We start from the raw sequence: 14,288 nt of genomic DNA on the forward strand, positions 1-14,288 counted from the left end.
GAAAAACGCTCAATGAGAGAAGAGGAGTTGTCGTGGAGGTTGTGAGCCGAGTCGAGTCCCGGCCGGAGTACCTGTCGTGGGAGGCCGCGATCGGCGCCCGCAAGCTCGTCGAGCAGGTCATGCTGGTCAAGCCGGGGGAAGAGGTGGTGCTCACCGGTGACACCTCGACCGACCGGCGCGTCGTGGAGCTCACCGCGCAGGCGGTCGCCGCGGCCGGGGCCACGCCCACCGTGATCTGGTACGAGACGCGGCCGAGTTCGGCGATGGAACCGCCGGCCCCGGTGGCCGGCGCGATCGCCAAGGCCGACGTGTGGATCGAGTTCAGCGTCGCCTACATCATGCACAGCGACGCATTCCGCGCGGCCATCGCGAACGGCGCCCGCTACACCAACCTGACCGGCATGGACATCCCGATGCTGGTCGACACCGTCGGCAAGCCCGACTTCGAAGGCGTCATGCGGCTGGGCCGCGCGCTGGTCGCGCTGCTGGAGCAGGCCGACGAGGTGCGCATCACCGCCGCCAACGGCACCGATCTGGTCGGCCGCAACCAGGGACGCCCGATCAACCTGCGCGGCAAGCCCGCCGAGAAGCCGGGCGAGACCGTGATGCTCTCCGGCCAGATCTCCTGGAACCCGATCGAGGAGACCCAGAACGGCACCCTCGTGTTCGACGGCGCGCTGTGGCCGCCGGCCGAGATCGGGCTGCTGCGCTCCCCGGTGCGCTGCAAGGTGGAGAACGGCGTGGTCACCGAGATCACCGGCGACCGCGACGCCGAGGTGTTCCGGAACTGGATGGAGTCCTTCGACGACCCGAACATGTTCCGGCTGGCGCACTGGTCGCTGGGCTTCAACCCGGGCGTGCTGGTGCCCACCGGCCGCATCGTGGAGGACGAGCGGGTGTTCGGCTGCGTGGAGATCGGCATCGGGACCAAGGGCGCGTGGATCGGCGGCGAGCCGTGGGTGGCGGCGGCGCACACCGACGGCAGCGTGCTCGGCCCGTCGATCTACCTCGACGGCGAGGCCATCGAGCTCGACGGTCGTTACGTGCACCCGGAACTGGTGCGGATCTGCCGCGAGATCGGCGCCCCCGGCTACTGATCCGCGACCGGCCCGCACGACGGCGCGGGAGCGGATCCCGAGTCCTCCGCAATTTCCATTGAAATCGAACCTTCGGTTTCAATGGAAATTGCGGACCCCGGTCCGACGCGCGGTGCCGGACCGGCCTCGCCGGGAGATCCGCGGGCCGCTCCCGTGCCGCCCCTGGAATATTGGTCCACTGTGGAGGAATCGCGATGTCCGATGTCACGTACCGCCGTCCGGGCCTGGTGGCCCGGGACCACGTCTTCCGGGTGCCGTTGCGCCACGACGACCCGGGCGCCGGGGAGATCGAGGTCTTCGGCAGGGAGGTGGTGGCCCCCGGCAAGCAGGACCAGGCGCTGCCGTGGCTGGTCTACTTCCAGGGCGGACCGGGTGGCAAGGCGGAACGGCCGCTGAGCACCAGCGCGTGGCTGGGCCGCGCCCTCCAGGACTACCGCGTGCTGCTGGTGGACCAGCGCGGCACCGGGCGCAGCACGCCCGCCAACCGCCAGACGCTGGCGGGCCTGTCGGCGGCAGAGCAGGCCGAGCACCTGAGCCTGCTGCGCGCCGACTCGATCGTCCGGGACGCCGAGGTGCTGCGCAAGCAGCTGATCGGCGACGAGCCGTGGTCGGTGCTGGGGCAGAGCTTCGGCGGCTTCTGCGCGCTGACGTACCTCTCGCTGGCGCCGGAGGGGCTGCGCCAGGTGATGATCACCGGCGGCATCCCGACGCTGACCGGGCACGCGGACGACGTCTACCGAGCCGCGTATCCGCGCACGTTGCGCAAGAACGACGCCTACTTCGCCCGCTACCCGGAGGACGCCGCCATCGCGCGCCGCGTCGTCGACCACCTCGCCGAGCACGAGGTGATCATGCCGACGGGGGAGCGGCTGACCCCGGAGCGTTTCCAGGCGCTGGGCATCCAGTTCGGCCAGGCGTCGCGGTTCGACGCGCTGCACTACCACCTGGAGGAGGCGTTCGCCGGCGACGTCCTGTCGGACACCTTCCTGCGCGGCGTCGACGCGGCGCTCTCCTTCGCCGAGCGCCCGCTGTACGCGGCGCTGCACGAATCCATCTACTGCCAGGGCACCGCCTCGAAGTGGTCGGCGCAGCGGGTGCGCGCGGAGTTCGACGAGTTCGACTGGTCCCGGAGCGGTCGCGTCAACTTCACCGGCGAGATGATCTACCCCTGGATGTTCGAGCAGGACCCGGCGCTGGTGCCCCTGCGGGACGCCGCCGAGCTGCTGGCCGCCAAGTCCGACTGGCCGCACCTCTACGACCTCGACCGGCTGGCCCGCAACGGCGTGCCGGTCGCCGCGGCGGTCTACCACGACGACATGTTCGTCGACCGCGACCAGGCGCTGGAGTCGGCGCAGCAGGTGCGCGGCTCTCGGGTGTGGGTGACCAACGAGTACGAGCATGACGGGGTCAAGGCGTCACCGACCGTGCTGGACCGGTTGCTGGCGATGAACCGCGGCGACGCCTGACGAGCACGGTGGGCCACCACGCCGATGCGTGCCGCGGTCCCGCCCGCTATGGTTCGGTTCTCATGTCCCCCTCGGAGCCGAATTTCGCCGCTGGCGTGCCCTGGCAGCGCGTCTTCGACCAGGCGGCGTCCGCGATGGCGATCCTCGACTTGCAGGGCCGGTACCTGTACGTCAACGAGGCCATGTGCCGGATGCTCGGCTACCGGCGGGAGGAGCTGGAGGGCCTGGACTACCGGACGGTGACGCACCCCGACGACATCGACCCGGAGGGGCCGATGGAGTCCCCGGACCTGCTGGAGAAGCGCTACATCCGCTCCGACGGCAGCGTCATCTGGGCCCTGGTGGCGCGGTCGTTCATCCGGGACAGCCACGGGCGGGCGATCCACTTCCTGTCCCAGATCCAGGACATCACGCGGCGCCGGGAGGCGGAGCTGCTGTGGCAGCGCAGCTTCGCCAACGCCCCGATCGGCATGGCGCTGCTGGACCTCAAGGGCGCGTGGACCGCGGTCAACGACACGCTCTGCACCATGCTCGGCTACACGCGCGAAGAGATGCTCTCGATGTCGTTCACCGACATCACCTACGAGGAAGACGAAGAGCAGGGCATGGCGGTGCTGTCCGAACTGGTCGAGGGCCACGTGGACAGCGCCAGCGTGGAGAAGCGCTACCGGCACAAGCAGGGCCACCCGATCTGGATCCTGATCCGGGCGACCACGGTGCCGGGTGCCGACGGAACCCCGGCGTACGTGGTCAGCCAGTACGAGGACATCGGCGAGCAGCGCCTGGTGGACGCCCGCCTCGCGCACCTGGCGCTGCACGACCCGCTGACCGGGCTCGCGAACCGCGCGCTGCTGTCCGACCGGCTCGACCACGGCCTGCAGCAGCTGGCGCGCGGCAACGGTGTGCTGGCGGTGGTGCTGGCGGACCTGGACCAGCTCAAGCCGGTCAACGACCGCTTCGGGCACGCGCTGGGGGATCAGCTGCTGATCGCCGCCGCGCGGGAGTTGCAGCTGGCGGTGCGCGCCGGCGACACCGTCGCCCGCATGGGCGGCGACGAGTTCGTCGTGGTCAGCCTGCTGCCGGACGAGGACGCCGCGCGGGCGCTGCGGGATCGCGTCGAGCGGCACCTGAACACCGATGTGTCGGTGCACGGGGTCCGGATCCGGCTGCGCGCCAGCGTCGGCTACACCGCGACCGCCGACCCCGCGATCGCGCCGGACATGCTGCTGCACGCCGCCGACCGGGACATGTACGCCAGCAAGCGGCGCCGCCGCGAGTCGCACGGCGGCGGGGGCCGCTGACCGGCGCGTCAGGCGTCCAGCTCGACCAGGGCCGCTTCGATCGCCCGGTGGAACGTCGGGTAGGCGAAGATCATCTCCCGCAGCCGCCGCACCGGCACCTCCGCGTGCACCGCCACCGCGAGCGCCCCGATGATCTCGCCGCCCGCCGGCGCGACCACGGTGGCGCCGACCAGGACGCCCCGGTCGGCGTCCGCGACGAGCTTGATGATGCCCTCGTTGCCGACCTTGTGGATCCAGCCCCGCGTCGACGCGGGGATCTGGGTGATCGCGGTGCGCACCTGGATCCCGGCGTCCCGGGCCCGGGATTCGGTCAGCCCGACGGTGGCGACCTCGGGGTCGGTGAAGATGACCGAGGGCATCGCGCGGTAGTCGGCGACCTCGGTGCCCTGGCCGAGGACGTCGGCGGCCGCGATCCGCGCCTGGTAGACCGAGGTGTGCGTGAAGGCCCCGTGGCCGGTGATGTCGCCGATGGCCCAGACGCCGTCGGCGGCCCGCATCCGCCCGTCGACCGGGACGGTCCGCGCCTGCTCGTCCAGCCCGACGGCCGCGACGCCCAGCGCGCGCAGGTCGGTGCGCCGCCCGGTGGCGACCAGCAGGCTTTCGCCGGTGAACACCTCGCCGGACTCCAGGTGCACCTGGAACTGGTCGTCGTGCTTGACGCGGTCCACGGCGCAGCCGGTGCGGACCTCGATGCCGCAGGCGTGGAACGCCGCGGTCAGCACCTCGGAGGCCTCCGGTTCGGCCATCGCCAGCAGCCGCGGCCGCGACTCCAGCACCGTCACCGAGGCGCCGAAGCGGGCGAAGACCTGCGCGAACTCCACGCCGACCGGCCCGCCGCCGAGCACCAGCAGCGACTCCGGCACCCGGGTCGCGGGCACCGCGTCGCGATTGGTCCAGTACGGGCTCTCGGCGAGGCCGTCGATCGGCGGGACCAGCGGGTCGGTGCCGGGGTTGAGCACGATGCCGCGGCGGGCCCGGAACACCTGGTCGCCGACGGTGACCTCGCCGGGCGCGCTGATCCGCCCGACGCCGCGCACCAGCCTGCCGCCGGTGTCCTCGAAGCGCCGCACCGCGATCTCGTCGTTCCAGTCGGTGGTCGCCTCGTCGCGGATGCGGTTCGCGACCGGCGTCCAGTCCGGCCGCACGGTGGCCTGCCCGGCGAGCTCGGGCACCCGCTGCGCCTCGCCGAGAGCGTCGGCGGCCCGCACCATCATCTTGGTCGGGACGCAGGCGAAGTACGGGCATTCGCCGCCGACCAGCCGCGATTCGACCGCGATCACGTCCAGGCCCGCGTTCGCCAGCCGGGCCGCCACGTCCTCGCCGCCCGGGCCCATGCCGATGACGACGACGTCGACCTCTTCGGGCACCGCACCCACCCCTTTTCAGCTTCCGGTGTCGGTTCCAGCCCAACACCGCAGCCCCGCCCGCGCACGTCGAATGAGGTGAATGATCATCGCCGCTCCGGCGACCACGATTGTCCCGTGTGCGGTGATGGTCGCGCTGACGACCACTGCCACTCACGAGTGCGCACGGGGTGTTCCGCAAGCGCATCGGCACGAAGCACATCCGCGGTGCCCGGGCCCAGTGCCCGACGGTGAAATCGCGTGGCTTCCGGGTGTCAGCACCAGATCAGGGCCTCGTCGAGCGGCTTGCGGGTCAGGTCGGGCACCTCGCAGTCGGCGGCCGGGTAGCCGATCGGGAACACGATGTACGGGCGCTCGTTGGTGGGCCGGTCGAGGATCTTGGTCAGGAACCCCATCGGGTTCGGCGTGTGCGTCAGCGTCGCCAGGCCCATGGTGTGCAGCGCGGTGATGAACAGCCCGCAGGCGATCCCGACGCTTTCGTTGACGTAGTAGTGCTTCTGCCGCCCGGCTCCGGTCACGCCGTACTTCTGGGCGAACGCGACGACGATCCACGGCACCACGTCGAGGTAGTCCTTGTTCGCATCGGTCTCCAGCCGCGACAGCGCGCCGTGCCACTGCGGGATGTCCTCGCGTTCGTAGAACGACTTCTCCTCGGCCTCGGCGGCCAACCGGATCTGGTGCTTGAGGCCCGGGTCCTGCACCGCGACGAACGTCCACGGCTGCTGGTGCGCCCCGCTGGGCGCGGTGTTGGCGACGCGCACGGCCAGCTCGATCGCCTCGCGCGGCACCGGATCGGAGCTGAAGAACCGCACGCTGCGCCGGGCATCCAGGTGTTCGAAGAGTTCCTGCCCGCGGCGCAGGCCGTCCGCGATCGGCAGTCGTTCCGGGTGGTAGGGCACGAACGGATGGGAGTGCGGGCGCGGCGACGGTGCGGTCATTTCTCCTCCGGTATAAGAGCTTCCCGCAGCACGCGGTGCACCTCGGCCATCGCGGCGCCTGCGATCGGCAGCAGTTCGGCGCCGCCGGCGAAGCCGTGGAACAGCCCCGGGCAGTGCTGGACGCTGGTTGCCACGCCTGCCGCCTTCAGCCGCTCGGCGTAGCGCTGGCCTTCGGTGCGCAGCGGGTCGCGGCCCGCGGTGAGGACGTGCGCGGGCGGCAGCCCGGCGAGGTCGGCGGCGCGCAGCGGCGAGACGTGCGGGTGGTCGCGATCGGCGGTGCCGGGCACGTACTGGTCCCAGAACCACATCATGTGCCGCGCGGTCAGCAGGCAGTCCGGCCCGCTGTCCACATAGGATTCGGTGGTGAAGTCGTGGTCGGTGACCGGGTAGACCAGCATCTGGAAGGCGATGTCCGGGCCGCCGGTCTCGCGGGCCCGCAACGCCGTGACCGCGGCCAGGTTGCCGCCGGCGCTGTCCCCGGCGACGGCGAGGCGCGCCGGGTCGCCGCCGAGCTCCGCGGCGTGCTCGGCGGCCCACCGCGTTGCGGCGAAGGCGTCGTCGGCGGCCGCCGGGTAGCGGTGTTCCGGTGCGAGCCGGTAGTGCACGGCGATGACGATCGCGCCGACGCCGTTGGCCATCGCGCGGCAGACGCCGTCGTGGCTCTCCAGATCGCCGAGCACCCAGCCGCCGCCGTGGCAGTACACGACCACCGGCAGCGGCTCGCCGTCGACGCGCGGCCAGTAGATGCGCACCGGGATCTCGACGCCGGTCGGTCCGGGGACGAGCCGGTCCTCGACCCTTGCCACCGGCTGGCGCGGCCGCTCCGCGGCGCCCGCGTTCATCATCGCGCGGGCCTCGGCGGCGTCGGTGACCGCGCCGCCGAGATCGGGGAAGTAGTCCTGCATGAGCGCGACGAACGGTTCGGCGTCCGGGTGCAACGGCATTGTTTTCCTCCAGCGCGGATGGAGCGTCGCAGTGATGTAAACCGACGGCGAGGCGCCGAAGGTATCGGCCGTTCCGGCGAACGTGCTCTCGCATCATGGGAAACGTGGCGAAGTGGCACGGATCACACGACACTCGACGGATGGGGTATGGCCGAGGTCACACGGCCCGATTTCGGTTCCGCGGCCGGTTGTCCCGGTCGGACACCGGGTACCTCGATACAGGGGTCGCCACCTGCGGCCGAATCTGGAACGCGATCGTTCCGGTGAAGATCGAGGTGGTCGGGGGGATTGTGTGCGGGCGCGTGCGGACCGTGGCGGCGTGGGGCCCGGTTGTGATCGGAATAAAAACCGGGGCTGTATCGTTCGCCACAGGATGAGCGTTGCCTGCAGGTGAAGGGGAACGGGTCAATTGAGTACGACGAACGGGCACCGGCCCAACGGAACCCGGAAGCTGAACCGGGTCGTGATCCGGTTCGCGGGTGACTCCGGCGACGGGATGCAGCTGACCGGCGACCGGTTCACCTCGGAGGCGGCGGCCTTCGGGAACGATCTCGCGACGCTGCCGAACTTCCCGGCCGAGATCCGGGCTCCCGCCGGCACCCTGCCCGGCGTCTCCAGCTTCCAGCTGCACTTCGCCGACTACGACATCCTCACCCCCGGCGACCGCCCGGACGTGCTGGTGGCGATGAACCCGGCGGCGCTGAAGGCCAACATCGGCGACCTGCCGCACGGCGGCATCCTCATCGTCAACACCGACGAGTTCAGCAAGCGCAACCTCACGAAGGTCGGCTACGACGCCAACCCGCTGGAGACCGGCGAGCTGGAGCACTACGCGGTGCACCAGGTCGCGATGGCCACCCTGACGCAGGGCGCGCTCGAGGGCACCGGGCTGGGCAAGAAGGACGCCGAGCGCTGCAAGAACATGTTCGCCCTCGGCCTGCTGTCGTGGATGTACCACCGGCCGACCGAGGGCACCGAGCGGTTCCTGCGGGAGAAGTTCGCGAAGAAGCCGCAGATCGCCGAGGCCAACGTCCTGGCCTTCCGGGCGGGCTGGAACTACGGCGAGACCACCGAGGCGTTCGCGGTCACCTACGAGGTCGCGCCCGCGAAGCTGCCGGTGGGGACCTACCGGCAGATCACCGGCAACACCGCGCTCGCCTACGGCATCGTCGCCGCCGGGCAGCGCAGCGGCCTGCCGGTGTTCCTGGGCACCTACCCGATCACGCCGGCCTCCGACGTCCTGCACGAACTGGCCAAGCACAAGAACTTCGGCGTCACGACCTTCCAGGCGGAGGACGAGATCGCCGGTGTCGGCGCCGCGCTGGGAGCCTCCTTCGGCGGCGCGCTGGGCGTGACCACCACGTCCGGGCCGGGGCTGGCGCTGAAGTCCGAGACGATCGGCCTGGCCGTGACGCTGGAACTGCCGCTGCTGGTGTGCGACGTCCAGCGCGGCGGGCCGTCCACCGGGCTGCCGACCAAGACCGAGCAGGCGGACCTGCTGCAGGCGCTCTACGGCCGCAACGGCGAATCGCCGGTGCCGGTGATCGCCCCGCGCTCGCCCGCGGACTGCTTCGACGCCGCGCTGGAAGCCGCGCGGATCGCGCTGGCCTACCGGACCCCGGTGCTGCTGCTGTCCGACGGCGCGATCGCCAACGGCTCCGAGCCGTGGCTGGTCCCGCAGGTCGACCAGCTGCCCGACCTGGGCGTCGAGTTCGCCACCGAACCCAACGCCCCGGACGGATCCGGCGAGTTCTGGCCCTACGTGCGCGATCCGGAGACCCTGGCCCGCGACTGGGCGGTGCCGGGCACGCCGGGGCTGGAGCACCGCGTCGGCGGCCTGGAGAAGGCCGACGGCAAGGGCAACATCTCCTACGACCCGGACAACCACGACAAGATGGTCCGGCTGCGCCAGGCCAAGATCGACGGCGTGCAGGTCCCGGACCTCGCCGTCGACGACCCCGACGGCGACGCCCGCGTGCTGGTGCTCGGCTGGGGCTCGTCGTTCGGGCCGATCGGCGCCGCCTGCCGCCGGGTGCGCGCCCAGGGCATGTCGATCGCGCAGGCCCACTTGCGCCACCTCAACCCGATGCCGGGCAACCTCGGCGAGGTGCTGCGCGGTTACGACAAGGTGATCGTCCCGGAGATGAACCTCGGCCAGCTGGCGATGCTGCTGCGCGCCCGCTACCTGATTGACGTGCAGTCCTACACGAAGGTCGCCGGACTCCCGTTCCGGGCCGAGGAGCTGCAGAACGTGCTCACCGATGTTGTGCAGGGGGTGCCCGCGTGACCACGACCGATCTGGGAATCCCGGTCCTCGGCGGGTTGGCCGGCGTGCCGACCGCTGACGAACCGCAGAAGGCCAAGGACTTCAAGTCCGACCAGGAGGTCCGCTGGTGTCCGGGGTGCGGCGACTACGTCGTGCTCAACGCGGTGCAGAGCTTCTTGCCGTCGCTGGGGCTCAAGCGGGAGAACATCGTGTTCATCTCGGGCATCGGGTGCTCGTCCCGGTTCCCGTACTACATGAACACCTACGGGATGCACTCCATCCACGGCCGCGCCCCGGCGATCGCCACCGGCCTGGCCACCAGCCGGCCGGACCTGTCGGTGTGGGTGGTGACCGGTGACGGCGACGCGCTGTCCATCGGCGGCAACCACCTGATCCACGCCCTGCGCCGCAACGTGAACCTCAAGATCCTGCTGTTCAACAACCGGATCTACGGGCTGACCAAGGGCCAGTACTCGCCGACCAGCGAGGTCGGCAAGGTCACCAAGTCGACCCCGGTCGGCTCGCTGGACCACCCGTTCAACCCGGTGTCGCTGGCCCTGGGCGCGGAGGCGTCGTTCGTGGCGCGCGTGATCGACTCGGATCGCGCGAGCGTGACGGAGACGCTGAAGGCGGCGGCGGAGCACCGGGGCAGCGCACTGGTGGAGATCTACCAGAACTGCCCGATCTTCAACGACGGCGCGTTCGACGTGCTGAAGGACAACGACGAGAAGCAGCGCCGGATCGTCCCGCTCAAGCACGGCGAGCCGATCGTGTTCGGCCCGGAGGACGAGCGCTTCGGGGTGGTCCAGGATCGCGACGGCTTCCGCGTCTCGAAGCTGTCCGAAGTGGACGAAGCCGAGGTCGTGGTCCACGACGCGAACCGGGAGGACCCGTCCTACGCCTTCGCCCTGTCCCGCCTCGGCGGCCAGGACCTGAACCCGGCGGTGACGGGCATCTTCCGGGCGGTCCAGCGCCCGACCTACGACGACCTGGCCCGTGCCCAGGTGGAGGAGGCCCAGCAGGCGAAGCCTGCGGACCTCCAAAAGCTCCTCACGGGCAACGACACCTGGACGATCTGACCGGTCGGGGCATCGTTCGCACTGCCCGGGCATCCGCCGTCGTGAGACTGCGGATGCCCGGGCAGTGGCCGGTTGCTCCGGAAGTCGAGATCTCGTCCGGATTGCTGCGATAGCCTTCCCGAATGGGAGAAGGCCGCGACCCCGATGCCGTTGAGCCCGATATCGACAACACGATCTCGGGCGGGAATTTCAACGGTCCTGTAGGGCAGTTCGGCTTCGTCCACGGCGACGTGCACTTGAACCCCCCGAGAAGTCCTGAAGAGGCGGCGTTCCGCGCGCGCTACATGAAGAAGATGCAGGAAGAGTGGGACGCGCAGGAGAAGGCGAAGAGGGACGCCGAGAACAAGCCGGTGGTTGGGGGGTGCGCCATTCTCTACGGCATCGTGTTCATCGTGGCCTTCGGCTTCCTGGCCTGGAGTGCCTGGAAAGCTTACGACAATTTCCATCGCGAGAAGGAGTCGAGCTGCGTCTACATGGAGAACGGCGGCCCTCCGCAGGAGTGTCCGTGGTGAACGTCAAGCACACTGCCTTCGGGCACTAGCAGCTTCTGCGCGGGGCCGCGCTTGCCAGAATGGAAGCGCAAATCATGATTTCCGGTCGGCTGCGGCGTGCCGCTCGGAGATCGACTCGTCGCGTGCGCAGCGCAACTCGACCTCGTGTTCGTCGAGGCAGGCCATTTCAGTTTCCGGCAGCAACCAGCGGTGCGGGCAGACCGTTGTCACACCGCGACTCCAATCTGCCCGCAGGCAAGCGTGTTCCGCCCAGGCTCGTGAGTGTTTTGGGTCGCTGTAGCAGGACAGGGCGCTGTAGCACCTCAAAACACTCACGAGACGGGACGCTACGGCCGGTCGAAGAGCCCGGCCTTGAGTCCACAGATGAAGCCGTTCCATAACTCCTGGTCGAACGCGAGGATCGGCCCGCGACCACACTGCTTGGAGTCCCGGACACCAGTCGTGCCCAGCGCCGAAGCAACTTCGACGCAGGCGTTCGCTTCGTTGCTATAGGTGCTCTTGCGCCAGCGGGCGCTCGTGAAGTCTGGCGCGGCCATCCTGTGACTCCTCGTCTCTACTTCAAGTGCTCCCGGAGTTCCGCGATCCGCTGGATCGATGCCTCCGGGCTGAGCGCTCTTTCCGCTAGACGCTCGAAAGTCAGCGTATAGACCTGGATCTCTGCGTCATCCTCCAAGTAGAGGCCGTCGTGCAGGTTTTCCAGATACACGCCTTGGACGTCGTCCGGGCCGGATGTGACCAGGTGGTACGCGGATCCGAGACCTGGGTACGCGCCCACGTCGATCGGAAGGACTTGGAGCGTTACGTTCGGCAGTTCGTTCCGGGTGAGCAGGTGCTTTAGCTGATTTCGCATGACGTCGCGGCCGCCGATCGGCAGGCGTAGCGCCGACTCGTGGACGATCGCGTGGTAGCCCAGCGGACTATCCGCATCGAGTCTGGCTTGCCGTTCCTGGCGAAGCTGGCGACGTGCGTTCAACAGCGCTTCGTGCGAGCCCTTGACTGCTTCTCGAAGGATCGCCTCGTAGTAATCGGTGGTTTGCAGAAGCCCGGGAACGAGGTGAATTTCGAAGGTTCGCAGGAGAGTCGCTGTTTCTTCGACTTCGAGGTAGTCCTCGAAATCTCCGCGCACGGCGTCGGGTGCATAGGTGTTCCACCAGCCGGTCTCAAGCGACGCGACCGCCAGTTGGACCAGGCGGTCTCTTTCTGCTTCTTCGACACCGAGAACCGTGCCGATGGCGATGATCTCGGCTGGGCCTGCGATTGTGTCGGCGCGTTCGAAGCGGCTGAGCTTGGGTACCGACCAGCGGAGCGGTTTGGCTACTTCCTCCTGCGTCGCGCCTTTGGATCTGCGCCAGTCGCGTAGCGTGCGAGCGACTCTGCGCTGCCGGACGTTCGCGACGTTCTGGGCCACCCGACACCTCCGTTGGCACCTGCTGCTGGTGATCAGCTGATACGCCGTGCGCAGCCTACCGTGCGTCCGTTCGGCGGATCGTGTGAACGGCGAGCCTGATCGAGTGCGTCTGGTTGTAGTGATGAAAATTATCGCTGACGATAATTTTCGTGATCGCTGGCGTGGCCCGGGCCGCGCCGTGAAACCGCTTCAAATGCTTCAGTTCGAATCCGTTTCGCAGCAGGTCGGAGAAGGAAGGTCGGACATGAGTCGGTTTGAGGTTGCTGCTTGGGTCAGGATCGAGGACTGCTCGATGGACTACGCGGTTCTCGGCGACGAGGTGGAGTTCCGCATCGGCAGTCAGATGGACGGGATGGACATCGTCTTCACCGAGCCGGGCCTGGAAAGGCTTGTCACGCAAGGAGGACGCGCTCTTCGCGAGCTCCGGGCGAATCAGGAGCACGGCTAGGTCAAGGCCTCTGCGGAGTCGTGAGCGGATTTGGTCACTGGGGCGGCCATTTCCGCTCACGACTCGTGTGGGTTACGGGGGCTGGGTTTCGGGCGGCGGTGGGCTCGGGGCGGGGTGACTCTGGGGTCGTCGTGTTCGGAACCGTTCTGCGGCCGTGCGGGGCCGGCCGCTTTGCGGGGAGGAGACCACTCATGAGCCGTGCGCAGTCCACCTCTGATCGCGTTCACCTCTGGCCCGTCGACGATCTCGACGGGCTGGCCTTCGATCCCTTCCTCACCGGGCTTCTCCGGGAGGAGCCCGTTGCGCGGATCCGGCTCCGCTTCGGTGCGGGGGACGCTTGGCTGGTCACCCGGCACGAGGACGTCCGGGCCGTCGCCTCGCATTCCGGGTTCAGCCGCGCCGCCACCGTCGATCGGCCCATCACCAGCATGACCCCGCACGTCGTCGGGCTTCCCGGCGGGATCGGGCGCACCGATCCTCCCGACCACACCCGGCTGCGGCGGCTGCTCTCGCAGAGCTTCACCCCGCGCCGGGTCGAAGCGATCCGGCTGCGGACGGAGCGGATCGCCGACGAGCTGCTCCAGCGCATGGCCGTGCCGGGCCCGCCCGCGGACCTGGCCGGTTCGTTCACCGGGCCACTGTCCACACAGGTCATCAGCGAGCTCATGGGAGTCCCGCGCCCGGACTGGTCGCGGGTGCACTCCTGGCGGCAGATCCTGTTGTCCAGCAGCCATTCCCGCGCCGAGGCGGACGCCGTCAAGGCCGAGCTCCGGCAGTACTTCGCCGAGCTGGCCGAACGCCTGGACGCCGCGCCGGGCGACGACGTGTTCAGCGGACTGGTCGCCGCTCGGGCCGCAGGCGAGCTCAGCCAGGCCGAGCTGATCTCCCTGGCCGTCATCCTGCAGCTCAACGGCATGGACGCGGTCCGCAACAACAGTTCGAACATGATCTACGCGCTGCTCACCCATCCCGAGCAGCGCGCGCTGGTCGACGACGGCTCGCTGAATCATGCGGTGGAGGAGCTGTTCCGGTACGTGCCGCACCGCAACGGCGTCGGCCTGCCGCGCATCGCCACGGAGGACATCCGCATCGGCGACGTCACCATCGGCGGGGGAGAAGCGGTGTACGTCTCCTACCTCGCGGCCAACCGCGATCCGGGGATCTTCGCCGACCCGCACCGCCTGGACGTCGAACGCGGCGACAACCCGCACATCGCGTTCGGGCACGGCACCCACTTCTGCGCCGGGGCCGCGCTCGCCAGGATGGAAGCGCAAGTCATGATTTCCGCCGTGCTGCGGCACTTTCCGCGACTGCGCCTGGCGTGCCGTCCCGAGGAGATGCGCTGGCGTCGCGGAACGATCAACCGCGGCCCGGAATCCCTGCCCGTCGCCTGGTGATCCCGCCCGCGCTCAGTCGGAGGTCTCATCGCTCACTGTTGTCACACCGCGACTCCGATCAGCCCGGC

At 69.4% G+C, this 14,288-nt stretch carries 14 protein-coding genes; 8 read left to right on the top strand and 6 right to left on the bottom strand.

The genetic code is table 11. The annotated features are described in order from the left end of the window. The first annotated feature begins 32 nt into the window (after positions 1–32). The 3 genes from AC07FN_RS30240 to AC07FN_RS30250 all read left to right on the top strand — a co-directional run bounded on the left by AC07FN_RS30240 (position 33) and on the right by AC07FN_RS30250 (position 3,864). Positions 33–1,097, top strand: a complete 1,065-nt coding sequence (locus tag AC07FN_RS30240) for a 2,5-dihydroxypyridine 5,6-dioxygenase NicX family protein (protein ID WP_397528635.1) — start codon at positions 33–35, stop codon at positions 1,095–1,097. 194 nt (positions 1,098–1,291) lie between these two features. Next, the gene (locus AC07FN_RS30245; RefSeq protein WP_478398655.1) at positions 1,292–2,563 is read left to right on the top strand and encodes an alpha/beta fold hydrolase; all 1,272 of its coding nucleotides are present in this window, start codon (positions 1,292–1,294) and stop codon (positions 2,561–2,563) included. A 62-nt stretch (positions 2,564–2,625) separates the two neighbouring features. After that, positions 2,626–3,864, top strand: a complete 1,239-nt coding sequence (locus tag AC07FN_RS30250) for a PAS domain S-box protein (RefSeq protein ID WP_478398656.1) — start codon at positions 2,626–2,628, stop codon at positions 3,862–3,864. 8 nt (positions 3,865–3,872) lie between these two features. On the opposite strand, the gene AC07FN_RS30255 is transcribed toward AC07FN_RS30250, so the two are convergent. From AC07FN_RS30255 to AC07FN_RS30265, 3 genes are all read right to left on the bottom strand, one after another. Beyond that, a complete protein-coding gene (locus tag AC07FN_RS30255; protein ID WP_478398657.1) occupies positions 3,873–5,240 on the bottom strand; it encodes a dihydrolipoyl dehydrogenase family protein in 1,368 nt (455 codons plus the stop codon). A 242-nt stretch (positions 5,241–5,482) separates the two neighbouring features. After that, entirely contained in the window at positions 5,483–6,166 is a 684-nt protein-coding gene (locus AC07FN_RS30260) for a nitroreductase family protein (protein WP_478398658.1), read from the bottom strand. Continuing rightward, positions 6,163–7,110, bottom strand: coding sequence for an alpha/beta hydrolase (locus AC07FN_RS30265; protein ID WP_478398659.1), 948 nt, complete (start codon positions 7,108–7,110; stop codon positions 6,163–6,165). Before AC07FN_RS30265 ends, AC07FN_RS30260 begins: the two co-directional genes overlap by 4 nt. 409 nt (positions 7,111–7,519) lie before the next feature. Here AC07FN_RS30265 and AC07FN_RS30270 point away from each other — a divergent pair, with 409 nt between their 5' ends. From AC07FN_RS30270 to AC07FN_RS30280, 3 genes are all read left to right on the top strand, one after another. Beyond that, the gene (locus AC07FN_RS30270; protein WP_478398660.1) at positions 7,520–9,397 is read left to right on the top strand and encodes a 2-oxoacid:acceptor oxidoreductase subunit alpha; all 1,878 of its coding nucleotides are present in this window, start codon (positions 7,520–7,522) and stop codon (positions 9,395–9,397) included. Next, complete coding sequence (locus tag AC07FN_RS30275) at positions 9,394–10,455, top strand: 2-oxoacid:ferredoxin oxidoreductase subunit beta (RefSeq protein WP_478398661.1); 1,062 nt, start codon at positions 9,394–9,396, stop codon at positions 10,453–10,455. The genes AC07FN_RS30270 and AC07FN_RS30275 overlap by 4 nt, the downstream gene beginning before the upstream one ends. A gap of 122 nt (positions 10,456–10,577) precedes the next feature. After that, on the top strand, positions 10,578–10,967 hold the full coding sequence (locus AC07FN_RS30280) for a hypothetical protein (RefSeq protein WP_478398662.1): 390 nt from the start codon (positions 10,578–10,580) through the stop codon (positions 10,965–10,967). Positions 10,968–11,039: 72 nt separating this feature from the next. Here AC07FN_RS30280 and AC07FN_RS30285 read toward each other — a convergent pair whose 3' ends face one another. The 3 genes from AC07FN_RS30285 to AC07FN_RS30295 form a co-directional block, all read right to left on the bottom strand. Further along, on the bottom strand, positions 11,040–11,177 hold the full coding sequence (locus AC07FN_RS30285) for a hypothetical protein (RefSeq protein ID WP_478398663.1): 138 nt from the start codon (positions 11,175–11,177) through the stop codon (positions 11,040–11,042). A gap of 116 nt (positions 11,178–11,293) precedes the next feature. Continuing rightward, the gene (locus AC07FN_RS30290; RefSeq protein ID WP_478398664.1) at positions 11,294–11,503 is read right to left on the bottom strand and encodes a DUF397 domain-containing protein; all 210 of its coding nucleotides are present in this window, start codon (positions 11,501–11,503) and stop codon (positions 11,294–11,296) included. Between the two features lie 17 nt (positions 11,504–11,520). Then, positions 11,521–12,375, bottom strand: coding sequence for a helix-turn-helix domain-containing protein (locus AC07FN_RS30295; RefSeq protein WP_478398665.1), 855 nt, complete (start codon positions 12,373–12,375; stop codon positions 11,521–11,523). A 103-nt stretch (positions 12,376–12,478) separates the two neighbouring features. Between AC07FN_RS30295 and AC07FN_RS30300 the strand changes: the two genes are divergently transcribed. Together AC07FN_RS30300 and AC07FN_RS30305 are read left to right on the top strand one after the other, a co-directional pair. Further along, entirely contained in the window at positions 12,479–12,823 is a 345-nt protein-coding gene (locus AC07FN_RS30300; RefSeq protein WP_478398666.1) for a hypothetical protein, read from the top strand. 191 nt (positions 12,824–13,014) lie between these two features. After that, positions 13,015–14,220, top strand: a complete 1,206-nt coding sequence (locus tag AC07FN_RS30305; RefSeq protein ID WP_478398667.1) for a cytochrome P450 — start codon at positions 13,015–13,017, stop codon at positions 14,218–14,220. Positions 14,221–14,288: the final 68 nt, after the last annotated feature.

Source organism: Saccharopolyspora sp. NPDC045941, from assembly GCF_056431445.1.

Bases quoted from the DNA above. Each gene is read 5' to 3' on its own strand.
- AC07FN_RS30245 (WP_478398655.1), top strand. From the start codon at position 1,292: ATGTCCGATGTCACGTACCGCCGTCCGGGCCTGGTGGCCCGGGACCAC.
- AC07FN_RS30250 (WP_478398656.1), top strand. From the start codon at position 2,626: ATGTCCCCCTCGGAGCCGAATTTCGCCGCTGGCGTGCCCTGGCAGCGC.
- AC07FN_RS30260 (WP_478398658.1), bottom strand. From the start codon at position 6,166: ATGACCGCACCGTCGCCGCGCCCGCACTCCCATCCGTTCGTGCCCTAC.
- AC07FN_RS30265 (WP_478398659.1), bottom strand. From the start codon at position 7,110: ATGCCGTTGCACCCGGACGCCGAACCGTTCGTCGCGCTCATGCAGGAC.
- AC07FN_RS30280 (WP_478398662.1), top strand. From the start codon at position 10,578: ATGGGAGAAGGCCGCGACCCCGATGCCGTTGAGCCCGATATCGACAAC.
- AC07FN_RS30290 (WP_478398664.1), bottom strand. From the start codon at position 11,503: ATGGCCGCGCCAGACTTCACGAGCGCCCGCTGGCGCAAGAGCACCTAT.
- AC07FN_RS30305 (WP_478398667.1), top strand. From the start codon at position 13,015: ATGAGCCGTGCGCAGTCCACCTCTGATCGCGTTCACCTCTGGCCCGTC.